General features: G+C 75.2%; 28 protein-coding genes and 4 tRNA genes. 22 read left to right on the top strand and 10 right to left on the bottom strand.

The genetic code is table 11. The features are described from left to right. Positions 1–59 precede the first annotated feature (59 nt). Both AFE02nite_RS06030 and AFE02nite_RS17310 read left to right on the top strand, forming a co-directional pair. Positions 60–377, top strand: a complete 318-nt coding sequence (locus AFE02nite_RS06030; protein WP_034250267.1) for a DUF3039 domain-containing protein — start codon at positions 60–62, stop codon at positions 375–377. A gap of 215 nt (positions 378–592) precedes the next feature. Then, on the top strand, positions 593–751 hold the full coding sequence (locus AFE02nite_RS17310; protein ID WP_186814467.1) for a hypothetical protein: 159 nt from the start codon (positions 593–595) through the stop codon (positions 749–751). A gap of 190 nt (positions 752–941) precedes the next feature. Here the strand turns inward: AFE02nite_RS17310 and AFE02nite_RS06025 are convergent, their stop codons facing one another. Further along, positions 942–2,303, bottom strand: coding sequence for a nicotinate phosphoribosyltransferase (locus tag AFE02nite_RS06025; protein ID WP_146819207.1), 1,362 nt, complete (start codon positions 2,301–2,303; stop codon positions 942–944). Positions 2,304–2,366: 63 nt separating this feature from the next. On the opposite strand from AFE02nite_RS06025, the gene clpS reads away from it, so the two are divergent. From clpS to AFE02nite_RS06005, 4 genes are all read left to right on the top strand, one after another. Beyond that, the gene (clpS, locus tag AFE02nite_RS06020) at positions 2,367–2,717 is read left to right on the top strand and encodes an ATP-dependent Clp protease adapter ClpS (RefSeq protein ID WP_052113712.1); all 351 of its coding nucleotides are present in this window, start codon (positions 2,367–2,369) and stop codon (positions 2,715–2,717) included. Continuing rightward, a complete protein-coding gene (locus AFE02nite_RS06015; protein WP_052113713.1) occupies positions 2,717–3,415 on the top strand; it encodes a DUF2017 family protein in 699 nt (232 codons plus the stop codon). Before clpS ends, AFE02nite_RS06015 begins: the two co-directional genes overlap by 1 nt. Before the next feature lie 92 nt (positions 3,416–3,507). Then, on the top strand, positions 3,508–4,323 hold the full coding sequence (gene murI, locus AFE02nite_RS06010; RefSeq protein ID WP_034246559.1) for a glutamate racemase: 816 nt from the start codon (positions 3,508–3,510) through the stop codon (positions 4,321–4,323). Then, positions 4,320–5,108, top strand: coding sequence for an MBL fold metallo-hydrolase (locus AFE02nite_RS06005; protein WP_034246563.1), 789 nt, complete (start codon positions 4,320–4,322; stop codon positions 5,106–5,108). The genes murI and AFE02nite_RS06005 overlap by 4 nt, the downstream gene beginning before the upstream one ends. 162 nt (positions 5,109–5,270) lie before the next feature. Here AFE02nite_RS06005 and AFE02nite_RS06000 read toward each other — a convergent pair whose 3' ends face one another. Further along, on the bottom strand, positions 5,271–6,815 hold the full coding sequence (locus AFE02nite_RS06000) for an HNH endonuclease signature motif containing protein (protein WP_146819206.1): 1,545 nt from the start codon (positions 6,813–6,815) through the stop codon (positions 5,271–5,273). A gap of 109 nt (positions 6,816–6,924) precedes the next feature. On the opposite strand from AFE02nite_RS06000, the gene rph reads away from it, so the two are divergent. Both rph and rdgB read left to right on the top strand, forming a co-directional pair. Continuing rightward, entirely contained in the window at positions 6,925–7,677 is a 753-nt protein-coding gene (gene rph, locus AFE02nite_RS05995) for a ribonuclease PH (protein ID WP_034246602.1), read from the top strand. Then, positions 7,674–8,300, top strand: coding sequence for an RdgB/HAM1 family non-canonical purine NTP pyrophosphatase (rdgB, locus tag AFE02nite_RS05990; protein WP_034246578.1), 627 nt, complete (start codon positions 7,674–7,676; stop codon positions 8,298–8,300). Before rph ends, rdgB begins: the two co-directional genes overlap by 4 nt. Before the next feature lie 25 nt (positions 8,301–8,325). Here rdgB and AFE02nite_RS05985 read toward each other — a convergent pair whose 3' ends face one another. Next, a complete protein-coding gene (locus AFE02nite_RS05985; RefSeq protein ID WP_034246581.1) occupies positions 8,326–8,871 on the bottom strand; it encodes an NUDIX hydrolase family protein in 546 nt (181 codons plus the stop codon). 186 nt (positions 8,872–9,057) lie between these two features. On the opposite strand from AFE02nite_RS05985, the gene trxA reads away from it, so the two are divergent. Continuing rightward, positions 9,058–9,432: a thioredoxin gene (gene trxA / locus AFE02nite_RS05980; protein WP_034246583.1), complete on the top strand. Its 375-nt coding sequence runs from the start codon at positions 9,058–9,060 to the stop codon at positions 9,430–9,432. A gap of 52 nt (positions 9,433–9,484) precedes the next feature. Here trxA and AFE02nite_RS05975 read toward each other — a convergent pair. Continuing rightward, positions 9,485–9,566: transfer RNA gene (locus AFE02nite_RS05975), tRNA-Leu, on the bottom strand. Positions 9,567–9,614: 48 nt separating this feature from the next. Then, entirely contained in the window at positions 9,615–10,088 is a 474-nt protein-coding gene (locus tag AFE02nite_RS05970; protein ID WP_034246586.1) for a peroxiredoxin, read from the bottom strand. A gap of 194 nt (positions 10,089–10,282) precedes the next feature. On the opposite strand from AFE02nite_RS05970, the gene AFE02nite_RS05965 reads away from it, so the two are divergent. The 3 genes from AFE02nite_RS05965 to AFE02nite_RS05955 all read left to right on the top strand — a co-directional run bounded on the left by AFE02nite_RS05965 (position 10,283) and on the right by AFE02nite_RS05955 (position 11,216). Continuing rightward, positions 10,283–10,579 (top strand): GroES family chaperonin, encoded by a 297-nt coding sequence (locus AFE02nite_RS05965; RefSeq protein ID WP_034246589.1) that lies wholly within the window; start codon positions 10,283–10,285, stop codon positions 10,577–10,579. A gap of 140 nt (positions 10,580–10,719) precedes the next feature. Beyond that, entirely contained in the window at positions 10,720–11,049 is a 330-nt protein-coding gene (locus tag AFE02nite_RS05960; protein WP_034246591.1) for a hypothetical protein, read from the top strand. A gap of 91 nt (positions 11,050–11,140) precedes the next feature. After that, positions 11,141–11,216: transfer RNA gene (locus AFE02nite_RS05955), tRNA-Lys, on the top strand. Positions 11,217–11,328: 112 nt separating this feature from the next. Here the strand turns inward: AFE02nite_RS05955 and AFE02nite_RS05950 are convergent. Then, entirely contained in the window at positions 11,329–11,724 is a 396-nt protein-coding gene (locus AFE02nite_RS05950; protein WP_052113715.1) for an STAS domain-containing protein, read from the bottom strand. A gap of 187 nt (positions 11,725–11,911) precedes the next feature. Here AFE02nite_RS05950 and AFE02nite_RS05945 point away from each other — a divergent pair, with 187 nt between their 5' ends. Both AFE02nite_RS05945 and AFE02nite_RS05940 read left to right on the top strand, forming a co-directional pair. Beyond that, positions 11,912–12,844 carry an ATP-grasp domain-containing protein gene (locus AFE02nite_RS05945; protein WP_034246593.1) on the top strand — a complete coding sequence of 311 codons (933 nt, stop codon included), beginning with the start codon at positions 11,912–11,914 and terminating at the stop codon, positions 12,842–12,844. A 96-nt stretch (positions 12,845–12,940) separates the two neighbouring features. Next, positions 12,941–13,016: transfer RNA gene (locus AFE02nite_RS05940), tRNA-His, on the top strand. Positions 13,017–13,100: 84 nt separating this feature from the next. On the opposite strand, the gene orn is transcribed toward AFE02nite_RS05940, so the two are convergent. The 4 genes from orn to AFE02nite_RS05925 form a co-directional block, all read right to left on the bottom strand. Then, the gene (gene orn, locus AFE02nite_RS05935) at positions 13,101–13,775 is read right to left on the bottom strand and encodes an oligoribonuclease (protein ID WP_146819204.1); all 675 of its coding nucleotides are present in this window, start codon (positions 13,773–13,775) and stop codon (positions 13,101–13,103) included. A 5-nt stretch (positions 13,776–13,780) separates the two neighbouring features. Next, positions 13,781–14,065 (bottom strand): hypothetical protein, encoded by a 285-nt coding sequence (locus AFE02nite_RS05930; RefSeq protein WP_146819203.1) that lies wholly within the window; start codon positions 14,063–14,065, stop codon positions 13,781–13,783. A gap of 75 nt (positions 14,066–14,140) precedes the next feature. Further along, complete coding sequence (locus AFE02nite_RS17305) at positions 14,141–14,314, bottom strand: hypothetical protein (RefSeq protein ID WP_186814466.1); 174 nt, start codon at positions 14,312–14,314, stop codon at positions 14,141–14,143. A gap of 169 nt (positions 14,315–14,483) precedes the next feature. Next, positions 14,484–14,556, bottom strand: a tRNA-Arg gene (locus AFE02nite_RS05925). A 426-nt stretch (positions 14,557–14,982) separates the two neighbouring features. Between AFE02nite_RS05925 and AFE02nite_RS05920 the strand changes: the two genes are divergently transcribed. The 8 genes from AFE02nite_RS05920 (at position 14,983) to AFE02nite_RS05885 (ending at position 26,523) form a co-directional block, all read left to right on the top strand. Beyond that, positions 14,983–16,650, top strand: coding sequence for a dynamin family protein (locus tag AFE02nite_RS05920; protein ID WP_186814465.1), 1,668 nt, complete (start codon positions 14,983–14,985; stop codon positions 16,648–16,650). Further along, positions 16,647–18,305 (top strand): GTPase, encoded by a 1,659-nt coding sequence (locus tag AFE02nite_RS05915; RefSeq protein ID WP_146819201.1) that lies wholly within the window; start codon positions 16,647–16,649, stop codon positions 18,303–18,305. The genes AFE02nite_RS05920 and AFE02nite_RS05915 overlap by 4 nt, the downstream gene beginning before the upstream one ends. 84 nt (positions 18,306–18,389) lie before the next feature. After that, a complete protein-coding gene (locus AFE02nite_RS05910) occupies positions 18,390–19,022 on the top strand; it encodes a single-stranded DNA-binding protein (protein ID WP_146819200.1) in 633 nt (210 codons plus the stop codon). 215 nt (positions 19,023–19,237) lie between these two features. Continuing rightward, positions 19,238–20,920, top strand: a complete 1,683-nt coding sequence (gene ettA / locus AFE02nite_RS05905; RefSeq protein WP_034249002.1) for an energy-dependent translational throttle protein EttA — start codon at positions 19,238–19,240, stop codon at positions 20,918–20,920. A gap of 30 nt (positions 20,921–20,950) precedes the next feature. After that, positions 20,951–22,789: a dynamin family protein gene (locus AFE02nite_RS05900; RefSeq protein WP_146819199.1), complete on the top strand. Its 1,839-nt coding sequence runs from the start codon at positions 20,951–20,953 to the stop codon at positions 22,787–22,789. A 49-nt stretch (positions 22,790–22,838) separates the two neighbouring features. Next, a complete protein-coding gene (locus AFE02nite_RS05895) occupies positions 22,839–24,401 on the top strand; it encodes a GTPase (RefSeq protein WP_146819198.1) in 1,563 nt (520 codons plus the stop codon). Between the two features lie 128 nt (positions 24,402–24,529). Then, positions 24,530–25,009: an acyl-CoA thioesterase gene (locus tag AFE02nite_RS05890; protein WP_034247543.1), complete on the top strand. Its 480-nt coding sequence runs from the start codon at positions 24,530–24,532 to the stop codon at positions 25,007–25,009. A 74-nt stretch (positions 25,010–25,083) separates the two neighbouring features. Then, on the top strand, positions 25,084–26,523 hold the full coding sequence (locus AFE02nite_RS05885; protein WP_146819197.1) for a sugar porter family MFS transporter: 1,440 nt from the start codon (positions 25,084–25,086) through the stop codon (positions 26,521–26,523). The last annotated feature ends 18 nt before the right edge of the window (positions 26,524–26,541 follow it).

Genomic DNA, 26,541 nt, shown 5'->3' with positions numbered 1-26,541 from the left:
CCCGCTCGCGCCCAGGGGCGGCCGCCGGGGGCGCTGCGCGGGCCGCCTAGACTCGCGGGATGAGCGAGACCACGCCCCACGGAGCACCCGCCGAGCCGGTCGGGCCGAGCGGGCCGGGCGCCGGCACGAGCGTCCTCGAGCAGACCGAGACGCGCGAGGAGGTCGAACCCGGCGATCACGAGCGGTTCGCCCACTACGTGCGCAAGGAGAAGATCCTCGAGTCGGCGCTGTCGGGCGCACCCGTCGTGGCGCTCTGCGGCAAGGTCTGGGTGCCGGGCCGCGACCCCAACAAGTTCCCCGTCTGCCCCATCTGCAAGGAGATCTACGAGGGGCTCCGCGCGCCGGAGGACGGCGGCGACGGGGGCGGCAAGGCGTAGCGGCCCGGTGTAGAGCTGCAAGGCGTGGCGGCAAGGGGTAGCGGCAGCACCGGCGGCTCGAGCGTCAGCAGCGGCCGGCCCCTGATCCCTCGCGTTTCGGACAACCGGCGCGCACCGGTTCAAGATGCGTGTCGTGATGATCGATGTCACGCTCGACGGGACGAGACCGCCCTGACAACCCCTCCCAGGGCGGCCGATCGAAGGGAAGGTTCGACATGCCGAGCTGGCTTCTCATCCTCATCGTCGGTGTGCTTCTGCTGGTGTTCGGGATCGCCGTCGAGGCGGCGAAGTTCCTCATCTGGCTGGGCATCATCGTGCTGGTCGTGAGCCTGATCATGGGCCTCGTCGGTCGTGGACGGCGGACGGTGGTCTAGCCACCGGCAGGCTCCGTCGAGGCCGCTTGCGGCGCCGACCATGCGAAACGCCCGGGGACCGTGCGGTCCCCGGGCGTTCGCGTGTCCGCGTGTCGGCGGTGCGTTCGCGTGTCCGGCGGCGCGTCCGCGTGCCCGGCGGCGGGTCCGCGCGTCCGGCGGTGCTGGGCCGGACAGGCGTCCGATCCGCTGGTCAGGCCGTGATCGTCACGGTCGGGATCGCGGCGTCCCCCGCGGACAGGCGCCGCGCCCAGCGCGGCAGCTCGGCCCGCGACGCGCGGTGCCGCTCGGCCGCCAGGGCAACGCCCGCCGCGCCCGTCCACCGCGTGTCGACCGCGCCCTGCTCGACGAGCGGCACGTGCAGGGGCCGCAGGTCGCCGTCCGGGGGTGCCCACGCGGCGACGGCGTCGTCCCGGCCGCTGACCACGACCTCCTCGACGGCCGTGCCGGTGGTGTCGACCCGCCGTGCAGCGACCTTGCGGCCGCCCGTGCTCCCCTTGCGGGCGGCGGCCTTCGACACCGGCTGCAGCGTCCCGTCCGCCCCCTCGCGGGCGACGAGCTTGTAGACCATGCCGCACGTCGGCGCCCCGGAACCGGTCACGACCGACGTGCCGACACCGTAGGAGTCGACGGGAGACGCAGCGAGGGCGGCGATCGCGTACTCGTCGAGGTCGGAGCTCACGACGATCTTCGTGCCGAGCGCGCCGAGCGCGTCGAGCTGCTCGCGCACCTCCTGGGCCTGTGCGATGAGGTCGCCGGAGTCGATCCGCACGGCCCCCAGTCCGGTCCCGGCCACCTCGACGGCCGTCGCGACTCCCCGGGCGACGTCGTAGGTGTCCACCAGGAGGGTGGTGCCGGGGCCGTGCGCGGCGACCTGGGCGGCGAAGGCGGCGCGCTCGTCGTCGTGCAGCAGGGTGTAGGAGTGCGCGGCGGTGCCGATCGTGCGCAGCCCGTACCGACGGCCCGCCTCGAGGTTCGAGGTGCCGGTGAACCCCGCGACGACGGCGGCGCGCGCGGCGGCGACGGCCGCCTCCTCGTGCGCACGGCGACTGCCCATCTCCAGGCAGGGGCGCCCCGCCGCGGCGCACGTCATCCGCGAGGCCGCTGAGGCGACGGCGGAGTCGTAGTTGAGGATCGAGAGGACGACCGTCTCGAGGATGACCGCGTCGGCGAAGGTGCCCTCGACGAGCATCAGGGGCGAGCCGGGGAAGAAGCACTCGCCCTCCGCGTACCCGGTGATGGTCCCCGTGAACCGGTAGCGGCCCAGGTGGTCCAGGGTCGGCTTGTCGACGACGCCCGTGCGCGCCAACCACGACAGCTCGGCGTCGCCGAACCGGAAGTCCGCGACCGCGTCGAGCACGCGCCCGACGCCGGCGAGGACGCCGTAGCGCCGGCCGGGCGGCAGGCGCCGGGTGAAGACCTCGAACACGCAGTGCCGCCCGGCGGTGCCGTCCGCGAGCGACGCCTGGAGCATCGTCAGCTCGTACATGTCGGTGAGCAGGGCGGTCGTCGCCCCGGGCGCAGACGTCGGGCGGGAGGGCGGCACTGCGCTCATGTGCTCACCGTAAGGTCTCTCGTTCCGACCGCGCTCGAGGCGCACGCTGCCTAGAGTTGTCGGGTGCCCGCCCTCGCCTCGCCGATCGAGGACACGCGCACCGACGAGGAGGTGCGCACCATACCCGCGCGCCCGTGGACGACCGTGGTCTGGAACGACCCGGTCAACCTCATGAGCTACGTGACCTGGGTGTTCCGCAGCTACTTCGGGATGGCGCGCGACAAGGCCGAGCGGTTGATGATGCAGGTCCACACGCAGGGGCGCGCCACCGTGTCGCACGGGAGCCTCGAGCAGATGGAGGCCGACACCCAGGCGATGCACGGGTTCGGGCTGTGGGCCACGGTCGAGCCGGCGGGCGACGCCGGGGGCGGTGGCGGCGGCGCCGGTGGCACGCGGCGCGGGGAGCCGCGCTGATGGGCTCGTGGGAGTTCGTGCCCACGTCGTCCGGGTGGGTCGCCTACCTCGACGCGGCGGAACGCGCCGCCGTCCTTGACGTGGTCGAGGACGTCACGGAGCTCCTCGCGGCCGAGGAGCCAGGCGGGCCGTGGCCTCAGGTGCAGCTCAGCGAGGACCCGGTCACGGCACCGGCCGACCCCGCGCTGCGGCGTCTGCTGCCCGACGCCTCGCGCGGCGCGCCTGAGGTCGCGGCCGAGTTCCGTCGCCTCACCGAGGGCGAGCTCCGGACCACCAAGACCGGCCAGCTGGCGGTGCTGCGGTCCGCGCTGGTGGCGGGCACCCCGGAGGTCCGGGTCGCGCGCACCGACGCCCCGGCCGTGGCGGCCGCCCTGACCGACCTCCGTCTCGTGCTCGCCGAGCGGCTCGGCATCCGCACGGAGGCGGACGCGGACGCGGCCTACCGCCTGGTGGTCGAGGGCGGCCCGCTCGACGTCACTGATCCCGACGGCGTGGCGCGCCGCTTCCTGGCGACGGTCTCCACGCTGCTCGGGGTGCTGCAGGAGTCGCTCGTCGGGCTCATGCTCGACGGGCTGGCCGATGCGGCTGGCGATGATCCGGCTGGTGATGATGCGGCCGGTGGTGATGCGGCTGGCGGGGATGCAGCCGGTGGTGACGCGGCTGATGGCCGGTCGGCGGGCCGCGCGTCGTCGGCGTGACGCGAGGCACCCGCCGGGGGAGCCTGCCGGGTGATGACCGTCACGACACGGGACGGGATCCGGCCGGGGGCCGCCCCGTTAGGCTCGAGGCCGTGAACGACGCACCGATCGGCATCTTCGACTCCGGTGTCGGCGGGTTGACTGTCGCGCGCGCGGTGATCGACCAGCTGCCGCACGAGTCGATCCTGTACATCGGTGACACCGCGAACGGCCCGTACGGGCCGAAGCCGCTCGCCGCGGTCCGGGCGCACGCCCTCGAGGTGATGGACGACCTCGTCGACGCGGGCGTGAAGATGCTCGTCATCGCCTGCAACAGTGCCTCCGCGGCTGTCCTGCGCGACGCGCGCGAGCGCTACACCCAGCGCCGGGGCCTGCCGGTCGTCGAGGTGATCCTGCCGGCGGCGCGCCGGGCGGTCCGGGCCACCCGGACGGGTCGGGTGGGCGTCATCGGGACGCGCGCCACGATCGAGTCCCGCGCGTACGACGACGCCTTCGCGGCCGCGCCCGACCTCGAGCTCACGTCGCAGGCGTGCCCGGAGTTCGTGTCGATGGTCGAGTCGGGGGTGGTGTCGGGGCCTGAGGCGATCGAGGTCGCCACCCGGCTCCTGGCACCGGTCCGCGACGCGGGGGTGGACACGCTCGTCCTCGGTTGCACGCACTACCCGCTGCTCACCGGGGTCATCTCGTACGTCATGGGCGAGGACGTCACCCTCGTCTCGAGCGCCGAGGAGACGGCGAAGGACGTCTACCGGACGTTGGTCGCCCACGGTCTCGAGCGCGACCCGCGGCTCGGCCCGCCGGAGCACCGCTTCCTCGCGACGGGAGACCCCGTCAGCTTCACCGCCCTCGCCCGCCGGTTCCTCGGACCCGAGGTGACCGCCGTCGAGCCCGCCGGGAGCCTGCGATGAGACTGACGGTCGTGGGCTGTGCGGGGTCGTTCCCGGGTCCCGAGTCGGCCGCGTCGTGCTACCTCGTCCAGGCCGACGACGGCACTGGCCGGACCTGGAACCTCGTCCTCGACCTCGGGAGCGGCGCCTTCGGGGCCCTCCAGCGGTACGTCGAGCCGGACGCCATCGACGCGGTCGGGCTCTCTCACCTGCATCCGGACCACATGGCCGACGTCTCGGGCCTGTACGTCTACCTCAAGTACTCGCCGGAGCCGCTGGCGCGGCGCCAGGTGACGGTGCACGGTCCGTTCGGGACGGCGTCGCGGCTCGGCGAGGCCTACGGCCTCGAGCCGGGGGAGTCGCTCGGCGACCATCTCGCCGTGCACGCCTGGCAGCCCGGACGGCCCGTCCGCGTCGGCCCGATGACGGTGGTCCCGGTCGCCGTCGAGCACCCGCTGCCCGCCTACGGGGTGCGTGTCTCGGGGCCGGCCGAGGACGACGCGGGTCGCACGGTCACCCTCGCGTACACGGGCGACACCGACGCGTGCGCGGGGCTCGACGACCTCGCCCAGGGGGTCGACGTGCTGCTCGCCGAGGCGGCCTTCCTCGAGGGCCGCGACACCGTGCGGGGCATCCACCTCACGGGCCGGCGGGCCGGGGAGGCCGCCGAGCGCGGCGGCGTCGGGCGGCTCGTGGTGACGCACGTCCCCGCCTGGTACGACCCCGAGGACGCGGTGTCCGAGGCCCGGGCGCTCTTCTCCGGTCCGGTGCTCGGTGCCTACCCGGGGATGGTCGTCGCGCTCTAGGTGATCCCGCCGGGCCACGCGCGAACGGCGACGCTCGGAACTGCGACCGCTCAGAGCTGCGGCCGCTCGGAACTGCGACCGCTCGGAACTGCGACCGCTCGGAACTGCGACCGCTCGGAACGGCGACTGCTCAGAGCTGCGACCGCTCGGAACTGCGACCGCTCAGAACCCCGGTCCCGGCACTCGGGGAAGCACCTCGTACGGCCGGTCCAGCCCTGGGCTGACGCGGTAGCGATGCCCGGTGGGCGTCGTCCACTCGACGACTCCGGGTGCGATCTGCACGAGGCGGAAGCCGCCGTCCGTCTTGACCACGTGGTCGCGCCGACAGAGCGGCGCGAGGTTGCCGTCCGACGTCGTGCCGTGGGCGCGGTGGTACTCCTCGGTGTGGTCGAGGTCGCAGGAGTCGGCCGCGGCGGCGCAGCCCGGGCGTGCGCAGGTCCGGTCGCGCACACGGACGTGCTCGTCGAGATCGACGGGTGGTCGGTAGCGGGTGCGCCCGACGTCGAGCACCGCCCCGCTGAGCGGGTCGGTCACGATCCTGCGCCACGTCCCGCCGCGGGCCAGTGCCCTGGCCGCCTCGGCGGTGACCGGCCCGTAGCCGGCGAGGTCAGCAGGTGCGTCATCGAGCCCGAGGAGCGTGCTCAGGGCCACCGTGACGCGCACCTCGGTCCGGGGCGCGGGTCGACGCGGATTCGGCTCGTCGCGGTCGGCACTGGTCGTCGACTCTCGGGCCTCGAGCGGCTCGTGCGTCTCCACAGCTTCGAGCGGCTCGTCGCCCTCCGTCGACGGGACGGGCTTGCGGGCACCCTGGCGGTGGGTCTCGGTCTCCGCGGATCCGAGTGCGGCGAGCGCGACGGCGGCGACGCTCCCCTCCACGGCGCCGACCGTGAGGTCCACGAGGAGGTCCGCCCGGAGCTGGTCGAGGGTGCGGGGGTCGCCCGCGGTTCGTGCGCTCCGGGCCAGCGAGCCCAGCGCCGAGTCGAGCCGCACGGCGCTCGTCGCGGGCAGCACGGCCCAGATCCCGGCCATGCCGTTCGGAAGAACGCGAGGGGCGTCGACCCGGCGCCCGCGCCGCGCGGCGGCGTAGCGCTCGGCCGCGGCGTCGGGGTCGATCTCGACGAGCGCGCGCGCCACGTCCCGGGCGAGCTGCGTCGGGGTGCGGCGGGCGGCGCCGTCGAGCACGAGGTCCTGCACGGCGAGCGCCACCGGCACCGGGACGTCCTCGAGGGCGTCGGCCACGAGGTGGGCCTTCGTCGCGTCGATCTCCCCGCGGGCGAGCGCGTCGCCCGTCCAGGCCAGCGCGCCCTCGAACGCCCGGCCGTGCCGGACCAGGGCTCGCGCCTGCCGCCGGGAGCAGCCCAGCCGCATCGCGAGCTCCTCGCCGGCGACGTTCGGCTCGGTGACCCTTCCTGCGGCGTCGGGCCACCGCGGGTTCATGCTCGGTCGCGCGGCGAGCGCCGCGGCAGCGCGCGCCGCTCCCGCCGCTGCCCAGGACGCCACGCGCTGCCACGCGGCGACGACCTCCACGAGGCCGTGGTCGTCGATCGCGCCCAGGTCCGCGATCTCGAGCAGCCAGGCGAGGTCCGCGCCGGGCAGACGCTCGGCCAGCTCCGCGACGCTCACCGCAGGCTCATCCGGGTCCGCGGCAGAGAGCGCGCCCGTCGGCCAGTGGGCCTCAGAGGTCTCGTCGACGGACAAATGGAACATGTGTGCCATTCTAGGCGGGGCCTCCGACACGACGGAATCCGCTGTGGACGGGCGGAGCCCCTCGCCCCCCGCGTCCGACCGCGTCACCGCGCCCGACTACCCTCGACCCGTGACCAACCCCTCCACCGCCCCCGCCCCGACCCTGCGCGCCGACGGCCGTCGCCCCGACGAGCTGCGCCCCGTGACGATCACGCGCAACTGGCTCGCCTCGGCCGAGGGCAGCGTCCTCGTCGAGTTCGGCGGCACCCGCGTGCTGTGCGCCGCAAGCTTCACCGAGGGCGTCCCGCGCTGGAAGAAGGGCTCCGGCCAGGGCTGGGTCACCGCCGAGTACGCGATGCTCCCGCGCGCGACCACCACCCGGAGCGAGCGAGAGTCGGTCAAGGGCCGCATCGGCGGTCGCACGCACGAGATCTCGCGCCTCATCGGCCGCTCGCTGCGCGCGGTGACCGACGTCGCCGCCCTCGGCGAGAACACGATCGTCTTCGACTGCGACGTCCTCCAGGCCGACGGCGGCACCCGCACCGCTGCGATCACCGGCGCCTGGGTCGCGCTCGCCGACGCCGTCGCCTGGGCGACCGCCAAGGGCATCCTCGCGTCCGGCCGTCGCGTGCTCACCGACTCCGTCGCGGCCGTCAGCGTCGGCATCATCGACGGCACCCCGATGCTCGACCTCCCGTACGTCGAGGACGTCCGCGCGCAGACGGACATGAACGTCGTCGTCACGGGCTCGGGCACGTTCGTCGAGGTCCAGGGCACGGCCGAGCAGGCGCCCTTCGACCGCACCGAGCTCGACACCCTCCTCGACCTCGCCCTCGGCGGCACCGCGCGTCTCGCCGAGCTCCAGCGTGAGGCGCTCGCGTGAGGCTCGTCCTCGCCACGCACAACCGGCACAAGGTCGTCGAGCTCCGCGCGATCCTCCTCCCGGTGGTCCCCGGCCTCCGGCCTGACGACGTCGTCGCGTCCGGCGACGTCGGCGCCCCCGACGTGCCCGAGACGGGCGTGACCTTCGCCGAGAACGCCCTGCTCAAGGCCCGGGCGCTCGCGCAGTTCACCGGCCTCCCGGCCGTCGCGGACGACTCAGGCCTGTGCGTCGACGTCCTCGGCGGCGCCCCCGGCGTGTTCTCCGCGCGCTGGTCCGGCCGGCACGGCGACGACGCCGCGAACCTCCGCCTGCTCCTCGACCAGCTCGGGGACGTCCCCGCCGAGCACCGCGGGGCCGGGTTCGTCTGCGCGGCCGCCCTGGTCACCCCGGGCGGCCGCGAGACCGTCGTCGAGGGCACGATGCGCGGTCGGCTCACGACGGCGCCGCGCGGCGCGGGCGGTTTCGGCTACGACCCCATCCTCGAGCCCGACGCCCAGCCGGAACGGGCTGCCGGCGTCGTCCTCACGAGCGCGGAGCTGACGCCGGACGAGAAGAACGCCATCTCCCACCGGGGCCACGCGTTCCGGGCGCTCGCCCCGGCGATCGCCGCTGTCCTCGCCTGATCGCCGCGGTCGGCCACAGGCGAGGTCAGGCCATCCGGCCCACGTGCGCCATCGCCTGCCGGAGCAGGTACGCGTGACCGTCCGTCATCTCCCGCTGGACATGCTCGGCGCACGCCTCCTCCGGGGTGAGCCAGGTGAGCTCCAGGGCGTCCTGCTGGGGCTCGCAGTCCCCGGCGACGGGCACGACGTAGGCGAGAGCCACCGCGTGCTGCCGGGGGTCGTGGTAGGGCGTGATGCCCGGTGTCGGGAGGTACTCCGCGACCGTGAACGGCTGGGGCGCCGCCGGGATCTGAGGCAGGGCCACCGGGCCGAGGTCCTTCTCGAGGTGACGCAGGAGCGCGTCGCGGACGCGTTCGTGGTACATGACGCGCCCTGAGACGAGCGCCCTGGTCATCTCGCCCACGCCGTTGACCCGCAGGAGCAGCCCGACGGCGATGACGTCACCGGACTCGTCGACCCGGACGGGAACCGCGTCGACGTACAGGATCGGCAGGCGGGTGCGGACGGCGGAGAGCTCGGCCTCGGTCAGCCAGCCCTCCGGCGTCGGCTCGAAGTCGGCCGTGTCGGTCATGGATGGAGCCTAAGGTCACCGCCGCCCGCGGTGGCGCCCAGGCGCCTCCGCCGCGCGGACGGCGATACGGAGAGGCGTGCCGCACCCTGGGTACTCCCGGTCCAGGGACTCCAGTGACCGGGAATATCGAACCCATCGTGACGTTGTGCCCAGTGGCGCAGTCAACGCACGAGGATGGGGAGTCAGATGGCGACGGTCGATCTCACGGAGGCCACGTTCGAGGAGACGGTGACGGCGGGCGGCATCGTCCTCGTCGACTGGTGGGCGTCGTGGTGCGGCCCGTGCCGCATGTTCGCCCCGGTCTTCGAGGCGTCCTCCGAGACTCACCCCGACGTGGTCCACGCGAAGGTCGACACGGACGCCGAGACGAACCTGTCCGCGGCCGCCAGCATCCGTTCGATCCCGACGCTGATGGCCTTCCGGGACGGGATCCTCGTCTTCAACCAGGCCGGCGCGCTGCCGCCCGCCTCGCTCGAGCAGGTCGTCCAGGCCGTCAAGGGGCTCGACATGGACAAGATCCGCGAGCAGCTGGCCGAGAAGCTGGCCTCGCGCACGGCCTGACACAGCCTCACGCGGGGCTGACACCTGACGGCGGGCGCGCGGCGGTCCGGGGTGCGCGAGGCGGGACTCGAACCCGCACGCCCGAAGGCACCAGGACCTAAACCTGGCGCGGCTGCCAGTTACGCCACTCGCGCTCGTCGCGGGCCGGGCCCGCAGGGTGAGCCTAGGGCCGCGGACCGGCTCTAGGCCTCCGCCAGGCCGAGCTGGCGGCGCAGGCGCGCGACGTGCCCGGTGGCCTTGACGTTGTACTGGGCCAGCGTCACGGTGCCGTCCGGGCCGACGACGACCGTCGAGCGGATGACCCCCTCGACGACCTTGCCGTAGAGCTTCTTCTCGCCGTACGCGCCGTACGCGAGGAGCACCGACCGGTCGACGTCCGACCCGAGCGGGTACGTCAGGCCGGAGGCGGCGGCGAAGGCCGCCAGCTTCTCCGGGGTGTCGGGGGAGATGCCCACGACCTCGTAGCCGGCCGCCTCGAGCTCCGGGTGCAGCACCTCGAAGTCCTGCGCCTCGAGGGTGCAGCCAGGCGTCATCGCGGCGGGGAAGAAGAAGATCACGACGCTCCGGCCGCGCAGGTCGGCCAGGTGGATCTTCGTGCCGTCCGCACTGGGCAGGGTGAAGTCGGGCGCGACGTCGCCGACAGCGAGCTGAGGCATGGTCCTCCTTGGGGTGCCGCCAGCCTAGCGGCGGCGCCCCTCGCGTGCGGCCTGCGCGCCCCACTGGGGTAGCGTCGGCGAGCGTGAGCAACGATCCCGTCCGGCCCGGCGCCGCGGCCCCTGCCGCTGCCGCTGCCGGTGGTCCGGCCCCGGGGTCGGCCGGGCGCCCCGCCGACGCGCGGCCTCCCGTCCGGATGCTGCACGACCGCGCCCTCGTCCGCGTCGACGCCGAGTCCGCCGAGCGGCTGTCGTCGTCGGGCATCCTCATCCCCGCCACCGCGAGCGTCGGCAAGCGCCTGGCCTGGGGGGTGGTCGTCGCGGCGGGCGAGCACGTGCGTCAGGTGACCGTCGGCGACCGCGTCCTGTTCGACCCGGAGGACCGCGCCGAGGTCGAGCTGCAGGGTGTCGACTACACGCTGCTCCGCGAGCGTGACCTGCACGGCGTGGCCGAGCCGGAGGGATCCGCGCGGAGCACCGGCCTGTACCTCTGACGTCGCCCGGCCGTCCCGACTGACGGGATGTGGGGGTCCCGTGGACGATCCGGGGTTCCCCGTTGCGGTCCGTGCGCGAGGATGGTGCAGTTGCCTCGGGCGGTGCACCGCCGCCCGACGACTGTCCGAGGAGGCGAGCCGTGAGCTCATCGCGTCGTGACGACGCGCGGCCCGTCGCGCACGAGTCCGAGCCCACGTCGGCGGCGGACGCAGCGACCCGGGCGGCGGCAGCCGACGCGTCGACCGCTGACGCGTCCGCGGCGCAGGACTCGGCCGACGAGCCGGCCGAGGCGCCCGGTGAGCAGGCCAGCGTCGACGTGATGCGTCTGCTGAGCGAGCACGTGCCCTTGACGCTCCTCGCCGACCTGGCGCAGCCCACGGGCCCCGACTCGCCCGACATCCTCGAGCACGAGGGCCTGCCGGACGTCGCGTGGTGGACCCCGACCGCCGAGGAACCGCAGCAGCACTGAGCGCCGAGGTGCGGTCCGAGCGGCCCGCGGGGGGCGTGTAGAACCGCTCGTTTTCGTGCCCGACGCTGCTGGTGCTAACCTCGTGCACCGCGCGCCATTAGCTCAATTGGCAGAGCAGCTGACTCTTAATCAGCGGGTTCGGGGTTCGAGTCCCTGATGGCGCACCAGACGGCCCCTGATCGGCGACGATGCCGGTCGGGGGCCTTCGTCGTCCGGCGCCTCGGCCGGATCGGTCGCCGACCGGATCGGTCGCCGGCGGGGATCCGTCGCCGGCCCGGATCAGTCGCCGGCGGCGTCGGCCGGCGGGCTGGTCGGGTGCTGGGGCGTCGACTCGCCCTCGGCGAAGGGCAGCAGCTGGTCGACGCCGGTGATGGTGAGCAGCTCCTTGAGCATCCACGGCGCGTGCTGGAGAACGACGGAGTAGCCGCCCGCCTCGGCGTCGCGGGCGATGCGGACCAGCACCGACATCCCGGCCGAGTCGACGAACTCCACGTCCGTCGCGTCGATCACCACCGGGAGCGCGCGCTGCGCGAGCGCCTGGCACAGGGGCCCGGCCTCCTGGCGCACCGCCAGGTCGATCTCGCCGTAGACGACGACGCGCGACCGCTCCGGTTCCTCGTGCAGGGTCATCCCCGACGCACGCCCGTCGTGCTCCTGGCCCAGCGCTTCGATCATCGGTCCGGCCTTTCTCCCGACGACTGCCCGACGACGTTGACAGGCACCTGCGCCCCTGTCGTGCCCCCGACAGTGATCCAACAGCACAACTGCGGTTCTGGCACAGGGGCGGCTGCCGGCGTCGGTCCCCGGTGCGGCGGATTCACCCCCCGCGCCGGGTGCGCCGCGGGACCTCTAGGGTTGGTACGTGAGCCGCATCGCCCTCGCCACCTGCGCAGCCCTGCCCGACCTGCACGCCGACGACGCCCTCGTCCGGGACGCCCTGGCGGCCCGCGGGGCCGAGGCGGAGGCCGTCGTCTGGGACGACCCCACCGTCGACTGGGCCTCGTACGACCTCGTGGTGATCCGCTCCACCTGGGACTACGCGCAGCGCCGCGCCGAGTTCGTGGAGTGGGCCCGCCTCGTCGACCGCGTGTCCCGCCTCGCGAACCCGCTCCCCGTCGTGGAGTGGAGCACGGACAAGCACTACCTGCGCGACCTCGAGTCGGCCGGCGTGCGGATCGTGCCGACCCAGTGGCTCGAGCCGAGCCGCGTCTTCACGTCCCGGGCGCTGCACACGCGCTTCCCGGCGAGCGGTGACTTCGTCATCAAGCCCGCAGTCTCCGCCGGTTCGATCGACACCGGCCGGTACACGGCGATCGACGCGGGCTCGCGCGGGCTGGCGATCTCGCACGCGAAGCGGCTCCTCGGCGCCGGGCGCACCGTGATGGTGCAGCGCTACGTCGGCAGCGTCGACACCGCGGGTGAGCGCGCCCACGTGTTCATCGCCGGGGAGTACTCGCACAGCGTGCTCAAGGGCGCGATGCTCGACGGTCCCGACGTCGGCGTGGAGGGCGTCTACCGCGAGGAGCGGATGAGCCCGCTCGTGCCGTCCGACGGCGAGGTCGAGTTCGCCGCTCAGGCCGTGCGCGCGGCTCGGCGCTACTTCGGCACCTCGGCCGACGGCGTGGACCTGGTCCCCGAACCGCTCCTGTACGCCCGCGTCGACGTCGTCACGGACGACGACGGCGAGCCGGTCCTGATGGAGCTGGAGCTGGTCGAGCCGTCGCTCTTCACCGACCTCGCCCCTGGCGCCCTCGAGAGGTTCGCGGACGCCGTGGTGGCGCGCGCCGAGGCCTGAGACCGCCGTTGCCGGCGCCGGAGACGAACGACGTCGAACGCACCCCTCCGTACCGGCTAGACTCCTCGTCGGCCCGCGCGCGAGCGCCGGGTCATGGTGGCTGTAGCTCAGTTGGCAGAGCACCTGGTTGTGGTCCAGGGGGTCGCGGGTTCAAGTCCCGTCAGCCACCCCACCTCGATGCCGGCCCTCGGGCCGGCATCGTCGTCTCGGCAGTGCTCGTCCCGGCGGTGCTCCTCGCGGGTCGCGGCGCCGGGGCTCACTCGCCCGTGGCGGCGCCCGCGTCGTCGGGCAGCTGGGCGGTCCGGCCGCCTCGGACGGACGTCGCCAGGACCTGCGCGGCGATCTGGCGCGCGGTCGCCGAGTCGGGTCCCGGCGGCGGGACGAGCATCGCCGCGCGGTAGTAGCGCAGCTCGTCGATGCTCTCGAGGATGTCCGCGAGCGCCCGGTGGCCGCCGTTCTTCTCCGGCGAGGCGAAGTAGATGCGCGGGTACCAGCGCCGCGCGACCTCCTTGAACGACGACACGTCGATGAGCCGGTAGTGCAGGTGGCCGACCAGCTCCGGCATGTCGCGGTCGAGGAAGGTCTTGTCGGTCGCCACCGAGTTGCCGGCGAGCGGTGCCTTGCCCGGCTCGGTCACCCAGGTGCGGACGTAGTCGAGGACGATCGCCTGCGCCTCCTCGAGCGTCGTGCCGCCGGGGAGCTCCTCGAGCAAGCCCGACGTCGTGTGCATCTGCCGCACGAAGGGGACCATCTGCTCGAGCGCCTCGGCCGGCGGGGTGATGATCACGTCGACGCCCTCGCCGAGCACGTTGAGCTCGGAGTCGGTCACCACCGCGGCCACCTCGATGAGGGCGTCTGCCACGGGGTCGAGCCCCGTCATCTCGCAGTCGACCCAGACGATCCTGTCGTTCGGCGGTGCGGTGGAGCTCACGGGCGTCACTGTACGGCGTCGTGACCCGTGTCAGGGGCCGACTCGGACGGCGGGCTCGGCACCGTGCCCGCGAGCCACGCGGCGCCGAGGACGACGACGGCGACGGCGCCGCCGGCGACGGTGGCCGAGGACCAGGCGTTGCCGGCCCAGGCGACGGCGAGCGTCGTCGTGATCGCGGCGCACACTGCCAGGACCAGCCGGGGCAGGTAGCGGGAGGCGAGGCGCGCGGCCCGGCCGGCCGGGGCGTCGGGCGGGTCGGGGAGCGCGGGCGGGGTGGCGTGGCGGCCCATCAGGGCCACCGGACCGGCGTCGCGCGCATGGGGGTCATCGTGGCAGATCGGCGGGGCCGCCCGGCCGCCGTCGCGTCAGGCGACGGCGGCGCGGACGGACCGCTGGTGGCGCGGGGCGGCGGACCGCACCCGCGCCGAGGGGAGCGAGCGCTCCCGACGGCGGAGCGTGAGCTGGTGCTCACGCACGCGCTGCGCGGTGGCGCGCTCGTGCTCGCGCACGAGGGCGTCGAACAGCGACTGCGGATGCATGGGTGGACTCCTGCTGGTGTGGAAGGGACTCGTGGCTGACGGACTGGCCAGGTCCTCGTTCACCGCGGTGATCCCATGCAAGCAGGGTGACCGTGTGGTGCGCACCACATTTTTCACGGCGGTCGGACGCCGGGCGCGCGGGCGACGCCGGACGGGGCTGGAGGGCGGGCGCCCCCGGCAGGATTCGAACCTGCGACCAACGGATTAGAAGTCCGACGCTCTATCCACTGAGCTACGGGGGCCTGGGCAGCGATCTTAGCCGACGGCGGCCCGCTGACCTGCGGGAACGCATGGGGGCGCCGTCGTGCTGGGACCGCCGGGCGGCCGGCCGGCGGACGCCGGGCGACCGGCCTCCGCCGCCGGCCCGGCCGCACTGTGGGCGTCTGCGCGACAACGTCGCAGGTCAGGGAGCAGGATCGGGAGCACCGCGGGACGCGGTCACGCACCGCCCGCCGCTCACGACTGGGAGGCTCCATGGCACCGGCGCCCCCACCGCTGTGGGAGACCTCCGGCTCCGCGCCCCACCTCGTCGAGGAGCTCGGCTGCTGCGCCAGGTGCCCGGTGACGCCCAGGCCCACCGCGCGGGCGGGGCGTGCGTCCCCGGGGTGCGCGTCCCCGGCACGGCGCGCGCGTTTTGCCTGGGCAAACGGGCACGGAAGGATTGGCCCATGATCTCCGTGCCGGGTGTCGAGGCTGCACCCGAGCGCGGCCCGGCGGACGCCACCCTCCTCGACGCCGTGGCGGACCTGCGTCGCGACGTCGAGGCCACCCGGCTGCCGCTGCCCCTGCCTGGCCTCGCCACGGCGCAGGACCTGCGCCGGAGGCTCCTCGAGCAGCTCGACGACCACCTCCTGCCGCGGCTGCGCGAGCTCTCGGCGCCCGCCGTCGTCGTCGTCGCCGGGTCGACCGGCGCGGGCAAGTCCACGCTCGTGAACTCGCTGCTGCGCGTGGAGGTCAGCCCGGCGGGAGTCCTGCGGCCGACGACGCGCGAGCCCGTCCTGGTGCACCACCCCGCGGACACGGAGGTCCTCGCCGCCCATCCGCTCGTCGAGATCCTGCGGGTGGTCGCCAGCGAGGCGGTGCCGCGCGGACTCGTGCTCGTCGACGCCCCGGACCTGGACTCGCTCCTCGAGGCCAACCGGGCCACGGCGCACCGGCTGCTCGAGGCCGCCGACCTGTGGCTGTTCCTGACCACCGCGGCTCGCTACGGCGACGCGCTGCCCTGGGACGTGCTGGCGCGCGCCGCCGAGCGCGGCACCTCCATCGCGATGGTGCTCAACCGCGTCCCCGAGGACGCCCTCGGGCCCGTGCGTACGGACCTGCTCGGCCGCCTGCGCGGCCGGGGCCTGGCCGCCGTGCCGCTGTTCCTCATCACGGACCGTGGGCCGCACGAAGGACTGCTCGACGAGGCCGCCGTGGCGCCGGTGCGCCGCTGGCTCACGATGGTGGCGGGCGCCGACCGGGCGCGGTCGGTCATCCAGCGCACCCAGCGCGGAACGCTCAAGGCGCTGCAGCCGTGGGTGAGCGAGCTCGCCGACGCCGTGCAGGCGCAGGTCGACGCGCGGGCCGGGCTCGTCACGGCCGTCGAGAAGGCGCTCACCGCGCCCGCCGACCACTCGGCCGAGACCCTCGAGGGGGGCGGCGTCGCCGCCGGGCCGGTGCGGGCCCGCTGGGTCGGCCTCGCCGGCGCCGGGGGGCCGCTGGCCGGCCGCCTCACCGCGCGCCGCGGACGGGCGCGACGCGCCGACGCGCTCACCGCGCTCGCGGACGAGCTCCGGACGTCGGTCACGGTGGCCCTCGCGAACGCGCGTCGGCACGGGGACCAGGCGCTGGTCGAGGCGCTGCGGGCCGGTCGACTCCCCGGTTCGGCGGCCGTGATCGCCGCGCTCAGCCCCGCGCCGTCGGCGGATCCCGCGGCCTCTGCCCCGGCCGCGGCCCCGGCCCCCGCGCCGGCGCCGGCGCCCGCAGAGTCGGCAGCCGCCTGGCTCGCGGGGGCAGCAGGCGTCGTGGCGGCCGCACGCGCGGCGGGAGACAAGGCGACGGAGCGGGCGGTCGGGCGGCTGGTCCGGGGGCTCGGCGACGACGGCGCCGGGACGCTCGCGGCGCTCGCGGCCGCAGGCCTGGGCGCCGCCGACGCGGCGTTCACGCGCGCGGTGGGTGCGAAGGTGAGCCGCGACGTCGTCGGCGGGCTGCGGGAGGACCTCGCCGCCCGCGCGGCGCAGCAGACGCGCGCCGCCGCAGAGCCCGCCCTCGCCCTGCTGGCCTCGCCCGACCTCGCCGACGACGCGGCCGCGACCCTACGGCTGCGGCTGGCCGTGCTGAGGGGGCTCCGATGAGCGCCGGGCAGGGGCCGGCCCCGTCGCGTGAGGCCCCGCGCACGCGGGCCCTCCTCGCCCGCGTCACGGCGCTCGAGGAGGCGCTGGCCCGCGGCAAGAAGCAGATCCCGGCGCGCACGGCGCGGCGGGTCCGCGCGCTCCTGGTGGGCGTGCGGCAGCGGCTCGAGCTCGGCGTGGACCACACGGTCGTCGCGCTCGCCGGCGGCACGGGGTCGGGCAAGTCCAGCGTCTTCAACGCGCTCTCGGGTCTGAGCTTCGCCGAGGTGGGCGTGCGCCGGCCGACGACCGCGGAGCTCACCGCGTGCGTGTGGGCCCACCGGGCCGACCTGCTCCTGGCCTGGCTGGGCGTGGCCCACGACCGGCGGATCGAGCGGGAGAGCGCGCTCGACGGCGACTCGCAGGCGGACCTGCGCGGGCTGGTCCTGCTGGACCTGCCCGACCACGACTCGATCGAGCCCGCCCACCGCGCGGTCGTGGACCGGGTGCTGCCGCAGGTCGACCTGCTCGTGTGGGTGGTCGACCCCCAGAAGTACGCGGACGACGCGCTGCACAACACCTACCTGCGGTCCCTCGCCGGCCACGAGGGATCGATGATCGTCCTGCTCAACCAGCTGGACACCGTGCCGGCCGACGCGCGGGAGGCCCTCCTGGCCGACGTCGAACGGCTGCTCGCCGAGGACGGCCTCGTGGGCGTCGGTGTCTACGGCGCGTCCGCGCGCACCGGCGAGGGGATGACGCAGGTCCGGGCCGCCCTGGCGCGGGCCGTCGCGGCCCGCGGCCTTGCCGAGGTGCGCGCCGAGGCCGAGCTCGACGACGCGGCCCGGCTCCTCGGGCAGGTCGTGGCGCCGGCGGAGCCCGACGTCGCCGGGCCGGCCGAGGCCGCGGCCGACGCGCTCCTGGCCGCGTCCGGCGTCGACCAGACGGCAGCGACCGTGGAGCGCGCCGTCCGCGCGGGGGACCGTCCGCCGACCCGGGTGGGGCCCGTGCAACCGGACCGCGTCGAGGACCTGCGGCAGCGGTGGCTCGACGCCGTGGCCGGCAGCCTGCCGCGCCTGTGGGCGCGCACGGTCGGCGAGCGCGTCGGCCAGGCGCCCGCGCTCGTGGCGGCCGCCGACGAGGCCCTCGCGGCGGTGGCGGTCAGTGCGCGTCGGCCGCGCGCGGCCGTCGTCCTGCGGGTGCTGGCAGCCCTCGCCGGCCTGCTCGCCCTGGCGTCCGCGGGCTTCACCGCGGCGGCGCTCGGCGGGGGCCTGGTCCCGCTGCCGGAGAGCGTCGTGTGGGACGACGGCACGCGCGGCCTCGCCGTCGTCACAGGTGCCGTCGCCCTGGCCGCACTCGGGTTGCTCGCTGCGTCGCGCTGGGCGCGTCGGCGGGCGGCACGCCGGCGCGCGGCAGAGCTCGTGGCCGACGCGCGTCGCGCCCTCGCCGCGGTGGTCGACGAGCTCCTCGTCCGGCCGACCGTCGCCGTGCTCGAGGAGCACCGGGCGATCCGTGAGGCGGCTGCGCTCGCGACGGAGCCCGTGGTGCGGCCCGCGGTCCGGCCCGTCGGCTCTGTCGGAGGGCCGGACGGCGACGGTGGACGCGGCGCAGCGGCCGTGGTGTCGTCCACCGAGGCGTCGTCCACCGAGGACGCCGACGACGAGGCGTCCCCAGACTGAGCGGACCGCTGCGCCATCGGGCGGGCGCCGTGCCCATGCTCCCGGTGAGGGGCCGGAGGGGCCGGCCCCGACCGAGGAGGGCCGATGAGCAGCAACGCAATCGTCACGACAGTCGTGGGCTGGGCGGCGACCGAGCCGCGGGAGATCCACGCCGGGCGCGTGCCGTACACGAGCTTCCGGCTCGCGAGCACCCCGCGGCACTTCGACTGTGCGCGAGGGGTCTGGGTCGAGGGCCGGACCGAGTGGCTCACGGTCAAGGTGTTCCGCGACACGGCGCTGAACGTCGCGGGCTCGGTGCACAAGGGGCAGCCGCTCGTGGTGACCGGACGGCTGAGGACCGAGGAGTGGCAGGGGGAGAACGGCGCGCGGTCCGGTCTGGTGCTCGAGGCCAGCGCGCTCGGTCACGACCTCACGCGCGGCCGCGCGACCTTCGTCAAGACCAAGCACGTCGCGGCGGGCTCGGGTGACGCGGACGACGCCGGCGCCGCGCCCGGTGCGGGTGAGGTCCGGGGCGGGCCGGCGGACGGGGCCGACGTCGATCCGTGGCTCGTCGACGCGTCGGCCTTCGACGACGCGCCCGTGCTGTCCGACGCCGTCGCCGCCGAGCTGGCGGCGCTCGCGGAGGATGACGTCGAGGACGAGATCGACGCGGCCATGGACGAGGCGATCGACGAGGTGGCGGAGCAGCTCGCCGCCGGGGTCGCCGTGGAGGTGTAGGTGTCGGGCACGGCGTGTTCGGGACGGGGTGTCTGGCCACGGCGCGTTCGCCGGTGTCCGCGCGCGGGTCGCCCGCGTGCTGCGCCGTCGGGCGCCGGTGGCCGACGCCGTCTGCGGTCGGCGGGCAGGAGGACGCCGCCGTGACCCCGTAGGCTGGCCGGTGCCCGCAGCGCCCACCCCGCGCTGCCCGAGAACCCCAGGAGCAGACGAGCGACGTGGCCGAGTTCATCTACACCATGTACAAGGCGCGCAAGGCGCACGGGGACAAGCTGATCCTCGACGACGTCTCGATGAGCTTCTACCCGGGCGCGAAGATCGGCATGGTCGGCCCGAACGGCGCGGGGAAGTCCACGATCCTGAAGATCATGGCCGGCCTCGACCAGCCCTCCAACGGCGACGCGCGGCTCTCGCCCGGCTACACCGTCGGCATCCTCCTGCAGGAGCCGCCGCTGAACGACGAGAAGACGGTCCTCGGCAACGTCGAGGAGGGCGTCGCCGAGATCAAGGGCAAGCTCGACCGCTTCAACGAGATCTCGGCCCTGATGGCGGAGCCGGACGCGGACTTCGACGCGCTGCTCGCGGAGATGGGTGAGCTGCAGGAGGCACTCGACCACGCGAGCGCGTGGGACCTGGACGCCCAGCTCGAGCAGGCGATGGACGCGCTGCGCTGCCCGCCGCCGGACGCCGACGTGTCGGTGCTCTCCGGTGGCGAGCGCCGCCGGGTCGCGCTGTGCAAGCTCCTCCTGGAGAAGCCCGACCTGCTGCTCCTGGACGAGCCCACGAACCACCTCGACGCGGAGAGCGTCCAGTGGCTCGAGCAGCACCTGGCCAAGTACGAGGGCGCCGTCATCGCCGTCACGCACGACCGGTACTTCCTCGACAACGTCGCGCAGTGGATCGCCGAGATCGACCGCGGCCGCCTCTACCCGTACGAGGGCAACTACTCCACCTACCTGGAGAAGAAGCAGGCGCGCCTGGAGGTCCAGGGCAAGAAGGACGCCAAGCTCGCCAAGCGCCTCAAGGACGAGCTCGAGTGGGTGCGGTCGTCCGCCAAGGGCCGGCAGACCAAGTCCCGTGCCCGCCTCGAGCGCTACGAGGAGATGGCGGCCGAGGCCGAGCGCACGCGCAAGCTCGACTTCGAGGAGATCCAGATCCCGCCGGGCCCGCGCCTGGGCAACGTGGTCATCGAGGCGAAGAACCTGCGCAAGGGCTTCGACGACCGCGTGCTCATCGACGGCCTGTCGTTCACGCTGCCGCGCAACGGCATCGTCGGCGTCATCGGCCCGAACGGCGTCGGCAAGACGACCCTGTTCAAGACGATCGTCGGGCTGGAGGCGCTCGACGGTGGCGAGCTGAAGGTCGGCGAGACCGTGTCGCTGTCGTACGTCGACCAGTCGCGCGGCGGCATCGCGCCCGACAAGACCCTCTGGGAGGTCGTCTCCGACGGGCTCGACTTCATCAAGGTCGGCAACGTCGAGATGCCCTCGCGGGCCTACGTCGCCTCGTTCGGTTTCAAGGGCCCGGACCAGCAGAAGCCCGCGGGCGTGCTCTCCGGTGGCGAGCGCAACCGCCTCAACCTCGCGCTGACGCTGAAGCAGGGCGGCAACGTGCTGCTGCTCGACGAGCCGACCAACGACCTCGACGTCGAGACCCTCGGTTCGCTCGAGAACGCGCTCCTGGAGTTCCCGGGCTGCGCGGTGGTCGTCTCGCACGACCGGTGGTTCCTCGACCGCGTCGCGACGCACATCCTCGCCTACGAGGGCACCGAGGAGGACCCGGCGGCCTGGTACTGGTTCGAGGGGAACTTCGCCTCCTACGAGGAGAACAAGGTCTCCCGCCTCGGCCTCGAGGCGGCCCGGCCGCACCGGGTGACCTACCGCAAGCTGACCAGGGACTGACGGGCGGGCCCGAGGCGACGAGGGGGCGGCGTGACGCTGTCGGCGCAGAGCGGTCGACGGCTCGTCGCCGCCCTGACCGAGGTGCGCACGGGGGTCGCGGACCTGCGGCTCCCGCTCGAGACCACGGGCGCCGCAGACGACCGCGCGCTCGCGCGGCGGCTGCGTGACCAGCTCGACGACCACCTGCTGCCGCGGGTGCGTCAGCTGGGCGCGCCGTTGCTGGCCGTGGTCGGCGGGTCGACCGGGGCGGGCAAGTCCACCCTGGTCAACAGCCTCCTGCGCGAGGAGGTCAGCCCCAGCGGGGTGATCCGGCCGACGACGCGTGAGCCCGTCCTCGTGCACCACCCGGACGAGGGCGCGTGGTTCACCTCGGACCGGATCCTCCCTCGCCTGGCCCGGGTCACCGGCCCGGGTCGGCCTGCCCGCGACGTGCCCGACGTCGCGGGTGCCCTCCGCCTGGTGCCGCACCACGGAGTGCCGCACGGCCTGGCCCTGCTCGACGCGCCGGACATCGACTCGGTCGTGGAGGCGAACCGGCGCCTGGGGGAGGAGCTCCTCGGGGCCGCCGACCTGTGGGTGTTCGTCACCACGGCCGCCCGCTATGCCGACGCCGTCCCGTGGGACCTCCTCGCCGAGGCGGCCCGGCGCCGTGCCGTCGTGCTCCTGGTGCTCAACCGGGTGGAGCCCGGCGCGCGCGAGGCCGTGACCGCGCACCTGCGCCGGATGCTCGTCGAGCGCGGCCACGACGCACACGTGGTCGTCGTGCCGGAGACGCAGGTCGCGGACGGTCTCCTCCCGCCCGCGGCGACGTCGGAGCTCGGCGGCTGGTTGCGCGCGGTCGTCGGCGACGGGGCGGCGCGCGACGGCGTCGTCGAGCGGACCGTGCGGGGAGCGGCGGAGGACCTCCTGGCCGCCCTCGCGCACCTGGCCGCCGCGGCCGACGAGCAGCGCCGGCACGCCGAGCGCCTGCGCGAGGCGGTGGCCGTCGCCTACGCGGCGGCGGGCCGCGACGTCGCCACCGCCACGGCCGACGGGACCATGCTGCGCGGCGAGGTGCTCGCCCGGTGGCAGGAGTTCGTCGGGACCGGCGAGCTGCTCCGGGCGCTCGAGGAGCGGGTCGGGTCGTGGCGGGACCGCCTCACCGCGGCAGTCCGTGGGCGGCCCGCACCCGAGCGGGTCGCGCGCGCCGTCGGCGACGGCCTGGTGCACCTCGTCGTCGACGCCGCGGACCGCGCCGCCGAGCGCGCCCACGGCGCCTGGCACGCGGACGCGGCGGGCGCCGCGCTCCTCGGCGGGCTGCGCCTGTCCCGCGCGTCGGCGGACCTGCCCGACCGCGCGGCCGCCGAGATCCGCGCGTGGCAGGGCGGCGTGCTCGACCTCGTCTCGACCGAGGGCGCGGGACGGCGGGCCACGGCGCGGGCGCTGTCGTTCGGCGTCAACGGCCTCGGCGCGGCCCTCATGGTCGCGATCTTCGCGTCGACGGGCGGCCTGACCACCGCCGAGGTCGGGGTCGCCGGCGGCGCCGCGCTGCTCGCGCAGAGGCTGCTCGAGGCGGTCTTCGGGGACGACGCCGTCCGCCGGCTCACGCAGGTCGCCCACGACGACCTGCGGGCGCGGGTGGACGCCTTGCTCGACGCCGAGGCGGGGCGCTTCACGGCGCTGCTCGACGCCGCCGACGTCCGGCCCGACGGCGCCGAGCGGCTGCGGCACGCGGTCGCGGGGCTGACCGTCACACTCGTCGAGCTCGGCGACGCGCCGCCCGCGCCGGTCCTGCCGCCACCGACCTCGGCCGAGCCCGACGCGCGCGCGGCCGGTGAGGCCGCCGAGGGTGCCCTCCGGCGATGGTGGCGGCGGCTGTGGCGCGGCTGAGCGCGCCGGTGGCGACGGTGCCGGACCCCGCGGGCCGGGGCGAGGTGTCGTGAACCGGCCGCTGACCGAGCGGGTCGACGCGCTCGCGGAGGCGGTGCGCATCGCCGGCGACGTGCTGCCGGAGGACCTGACAGCCGCCGCGGCGGAGGTCGTCGCGCGCGCCGGCGACCGTCTGCGCCTGCCGGACCACACCGTCGTCGCCCTCGCGGGCCCGACCGGCTCCGGCAAGTCCTCGCTGCTCAACGCGCTCGCCGGGCAGGACGTGGCCGAGGTCGCGGCCACGCGGCCGACGACGAGCGAGGCGCTGGCGCTCGTGCGTGCCGACGGCGCCGGGCCGCTCCTGGACTGGCTGGGCGTGCGGCGCCGGCACGACCTCGGCGCGGGGACCGGCCTGGTCGTGCTCGACCTGCCCGACCACGACTCGGTGGTCACCGACCACCGTCTCGAGGCCGAGCGGCTCGTGGGCCTCGTCGACCTGCTCGTGTGGGTGCTGGACCCGCAGAAGTACGCCGACGCGGCGGTCCACGAGCGCTACCTGCGCGGGCTGGGCGGCCATCGGGACGTGCTGCTCGTCGTCCTGAACCAGGTCGACCGGCTCACCGCCGACGAGCGCCGCGCGTGCCACCGTGACCTGGAGCGGCTCCTCGCCGAGGACGGCCTAGCGGGGGTCCGGTTGCTGGACGTCTCGGCGCGGACCGGCGAGGGCGTGGCCGGCCTGGAGGCCGCCCTCGCCGACGCGGCGCGCCGCCGGGAGGCGTCGCGCGACCGGCTCGCCGCGGACCTCGCCGTGCTCGGCGGCCGGGTCGTCGAGGCGTGCGGCTCCGCGGCACGCGGCGGTCCGGGTCCCGTCGACCCGTTGGTCGACGCGCTCGCGGAGGCCGCCGGCGTCCCCGTCGTCGTCGAGGCGGTCCGCGCGGCCGGCGTCCGCCGCGCCGCCCAGGTCACCGGCTGGCCACCGCTGCGCTGGCTGTCCCGCCTGCGTCCGGACCCGCTGCGCCGACTCCACCTCGGGCCACAGGACGCCGGGCACACCTCGCTGCCGGCGCCCGCACCCGGGCAGCTCGCGCGCGCCCGCGGAGCCGTGCGCGCGTACGTCGACGCCGCGACGGCCGGCGCCCCGGAGGCCTGGGTCCTCGAGGCCCGCCGACGCGCGGACCCGGCGCCGGACGAGCTCGCGGCGGCGCTCGATGCGGCGGTCGCGGCGACCCCGCTGCCGCGACGCCAGCCGGCGTGGTGGCGGGTGGTCGGCGCGCTGCAGTGGGTGCTGCTGGCGTCCGCGGTCGTGGGCCTCGCGTGGCTGGCCGCGCTCGCCGGCGCGGCCGCGCTGCGGCTGACCCTGCCCGAGCCGCCCACCTGGGGACCGGTGCCCGTCCCGACCGCGGCGCTCCTCGGCGGGCTCCTGCTCGGCGCGTCCGCGGCGGTGCTCGCACGGGTCCTCGCCGCCGTCGGGGCGCGTCGCCAGGCGCGCGTGGCAGAGGCCCGGCTGCGCCGAGCGGTCGCCGAGGTGGCGGACCGGCTCGTGACCGCACCGGTCGCGCACGTCCTGGACCGGCTGGTACGCGCCCGCTCGGCCGCGCAGGTCGCCATGGCAGGGCGGTCCCGGCGGCGGTGAGCCGGCGCCACGCCCCGGCGACGCCCGCGCCCCCGCGCGACCGCCAGACTGACACCCGGACCGACACCCTTGACCGACGCCCGACCGACACCCGACCGACACCCGAACGACGACGAGGAGACCACGACGTGCGAGCACGGCTGCAGATCCCGGTGGCGCTGCGCTGGGCGGACCTGGACGCCTACGGGCACGTGAACAACGTGGCCGTCCTGACGCTCCTGGAGGAGGCGCGCATCGCGGCGTTCTGGCGGCACCCGCAGGCGGCGGAGCAGGCGCACCCGACGGCCGTGCTCGACGCCGGACCGGGCGCCGACACCGTGACGGTGGTCGCCCGCCAGGAGCTCGAGTACCTCGCAGCCGTGCCGCACCTGCGCGAGCCCGTCGTCATCGAGATGTGGCTGGGGCGGCTCGGCGGGGCCAGCATCGAGGTCTGCTACGAGATCACCTCGACGGTCGGCGGTCGGCGCACGGTGCATGTCCAGGCCATGACGACCATCGTGATGCTGGAGGCCGCTTCCGGCCGCCCGCGCCGGCTGACGCCCGACGAGCGCGCGACCTGGGAGCCGTACGTCGGGCCGCCCGTGGCCTGGCGGCGCCGGGAGGGCTGAGGCCCGCGGCTCCTCCGGTGGCCGGTCCGCCGCACCAGACCTACGGTCGCAGGACACCGGCGTGAGGGGGCGCGATGCGAGCACGCAGCGAGGGTGGGCCGGACGACGTCGACCGCGGCGGCGCCACGACCACGAGCGAGGAGTACGACACCGGGCGGGCGGTGCTGCTCGCCGCGGTCGCCGCCATCGGGGGCTTCCTCTTCGGCTTCGACACCGCGGTCATCAACGGTGCCGTCGAGGCGATCCGGGCGGACTTCGCCATCGGGGCCGGCCTGACCGGGTTCACCGTCTCCTCGGCGCTCATCGGCTGCGCCGCGGGCGCGTGGGTGGCCGGGCAGCTCGCGGGGCGGTTCGGCCGCGTGCGCGTGATGCTCCTCGCGTCCGCGTTCTTCACCATCAGCGCGGTCGGGTCCGGGCTCGCCCAGGGGCCGTGGGACCTCGTGGTGTGGCGGGTCGTCGGCGGTCTGGCGGTGGGGGCGGCGTCGGTCATCGCGCCCGCGTACATCGCGGAGATCTCGCCGGCGAGCATCCGCGGTCGGCTCGGCTCGCTCCAGCAGCTCGCCATCGTCACCGGGATATTCCTCGCCCTGCTCAGCGACTACTTCATCGCGACGGCGGCCGGCGGGGCGGGCGAGGAGCTGTGGCTCGGGCTCGAGGCCTGGCGGTGGATGTTCCTCACCGAGGTGGTCCCGGCGGTCGCGTACGGGGTCCTGGCGCTGCAGATCCCCGAGTCGCCGCGCTTCCTCGTGGCGCGCGGCGAGCACCAGCAGGCCCGATCGGTCCTGGCGCAGGTGCTGCGGTCCGGCGTCGACGAGCGGCTGCGGGAGATCCGGCGCACCGTGGCGGCCGACGCGCGGTCCACCGTCGCGGACCTGCGGGGCCCGTTCCTCGGGCTGCTCCCGATCGTGTGGGTCGGCATCGGGCTGTCGCTGTTCCAGCAGTTCGTCGGGATCAACGTGATCTTCTACTACTCCTCCTCGCTGTGGCAGCAGGTGGGCTTCAGCGAGGCGGACGCCCTGGTCCAGACGGTGATCACGTCGGTCACCAACATCGCGGTCACCGTCGTCGCGATCGCCATGATCGACCGGGTGGGGCGTCGCCGGCTCCTCCTCGTGGGGTCGGCGGGCATGGCGGTGAGCCTGGCCGCGCTCGCTGTCGCGTTCGCGACGGCGCCGCTGGTCGACGGGGAGCCCGCCCTCGAGGGCGCCGCGGGCCCCGTCGCCCTGGTCGCCGCGAACCTGTTCGTCGTGTTCTTCGGGGTCTCCTGGGGACCGGCGGTCTGGGTGCTGCTCGGCGAGATGTTCAACAACCGGATCCGGGCTGCGGCCCTCGGGCTCGCGGCCGCCGCCCAGTGGGCGGGCAACTTCCTCATCTCGACGACGTTCCCGGCGCTCGCCGAGGTCGGGCTGGGGCTCGCGTACGGCCTCTACACCGCGTTCGCGGCCCTGTCGTTCGTGTTCGTGCTCCGCTGGGTGCCCGAGACCCGCGGGCGCCAGCTGGAGGACATGGAGTAGGCGAGCCGGGCCGGGACC

The sequence above is a fragment of the Actinotalea fermentans genome, assembly GCF_007991475.1.
Classification (GTDB): domain Bacteria; phylum Actinomycetota; class Actinomycetes; order Actinomycetales; family Cellulomonadaceae; genus Actinotalea; species Actinotalea fermentans.
This window is presented reverse-complemented; position numbering and strand designations above follow the sequence as displayed.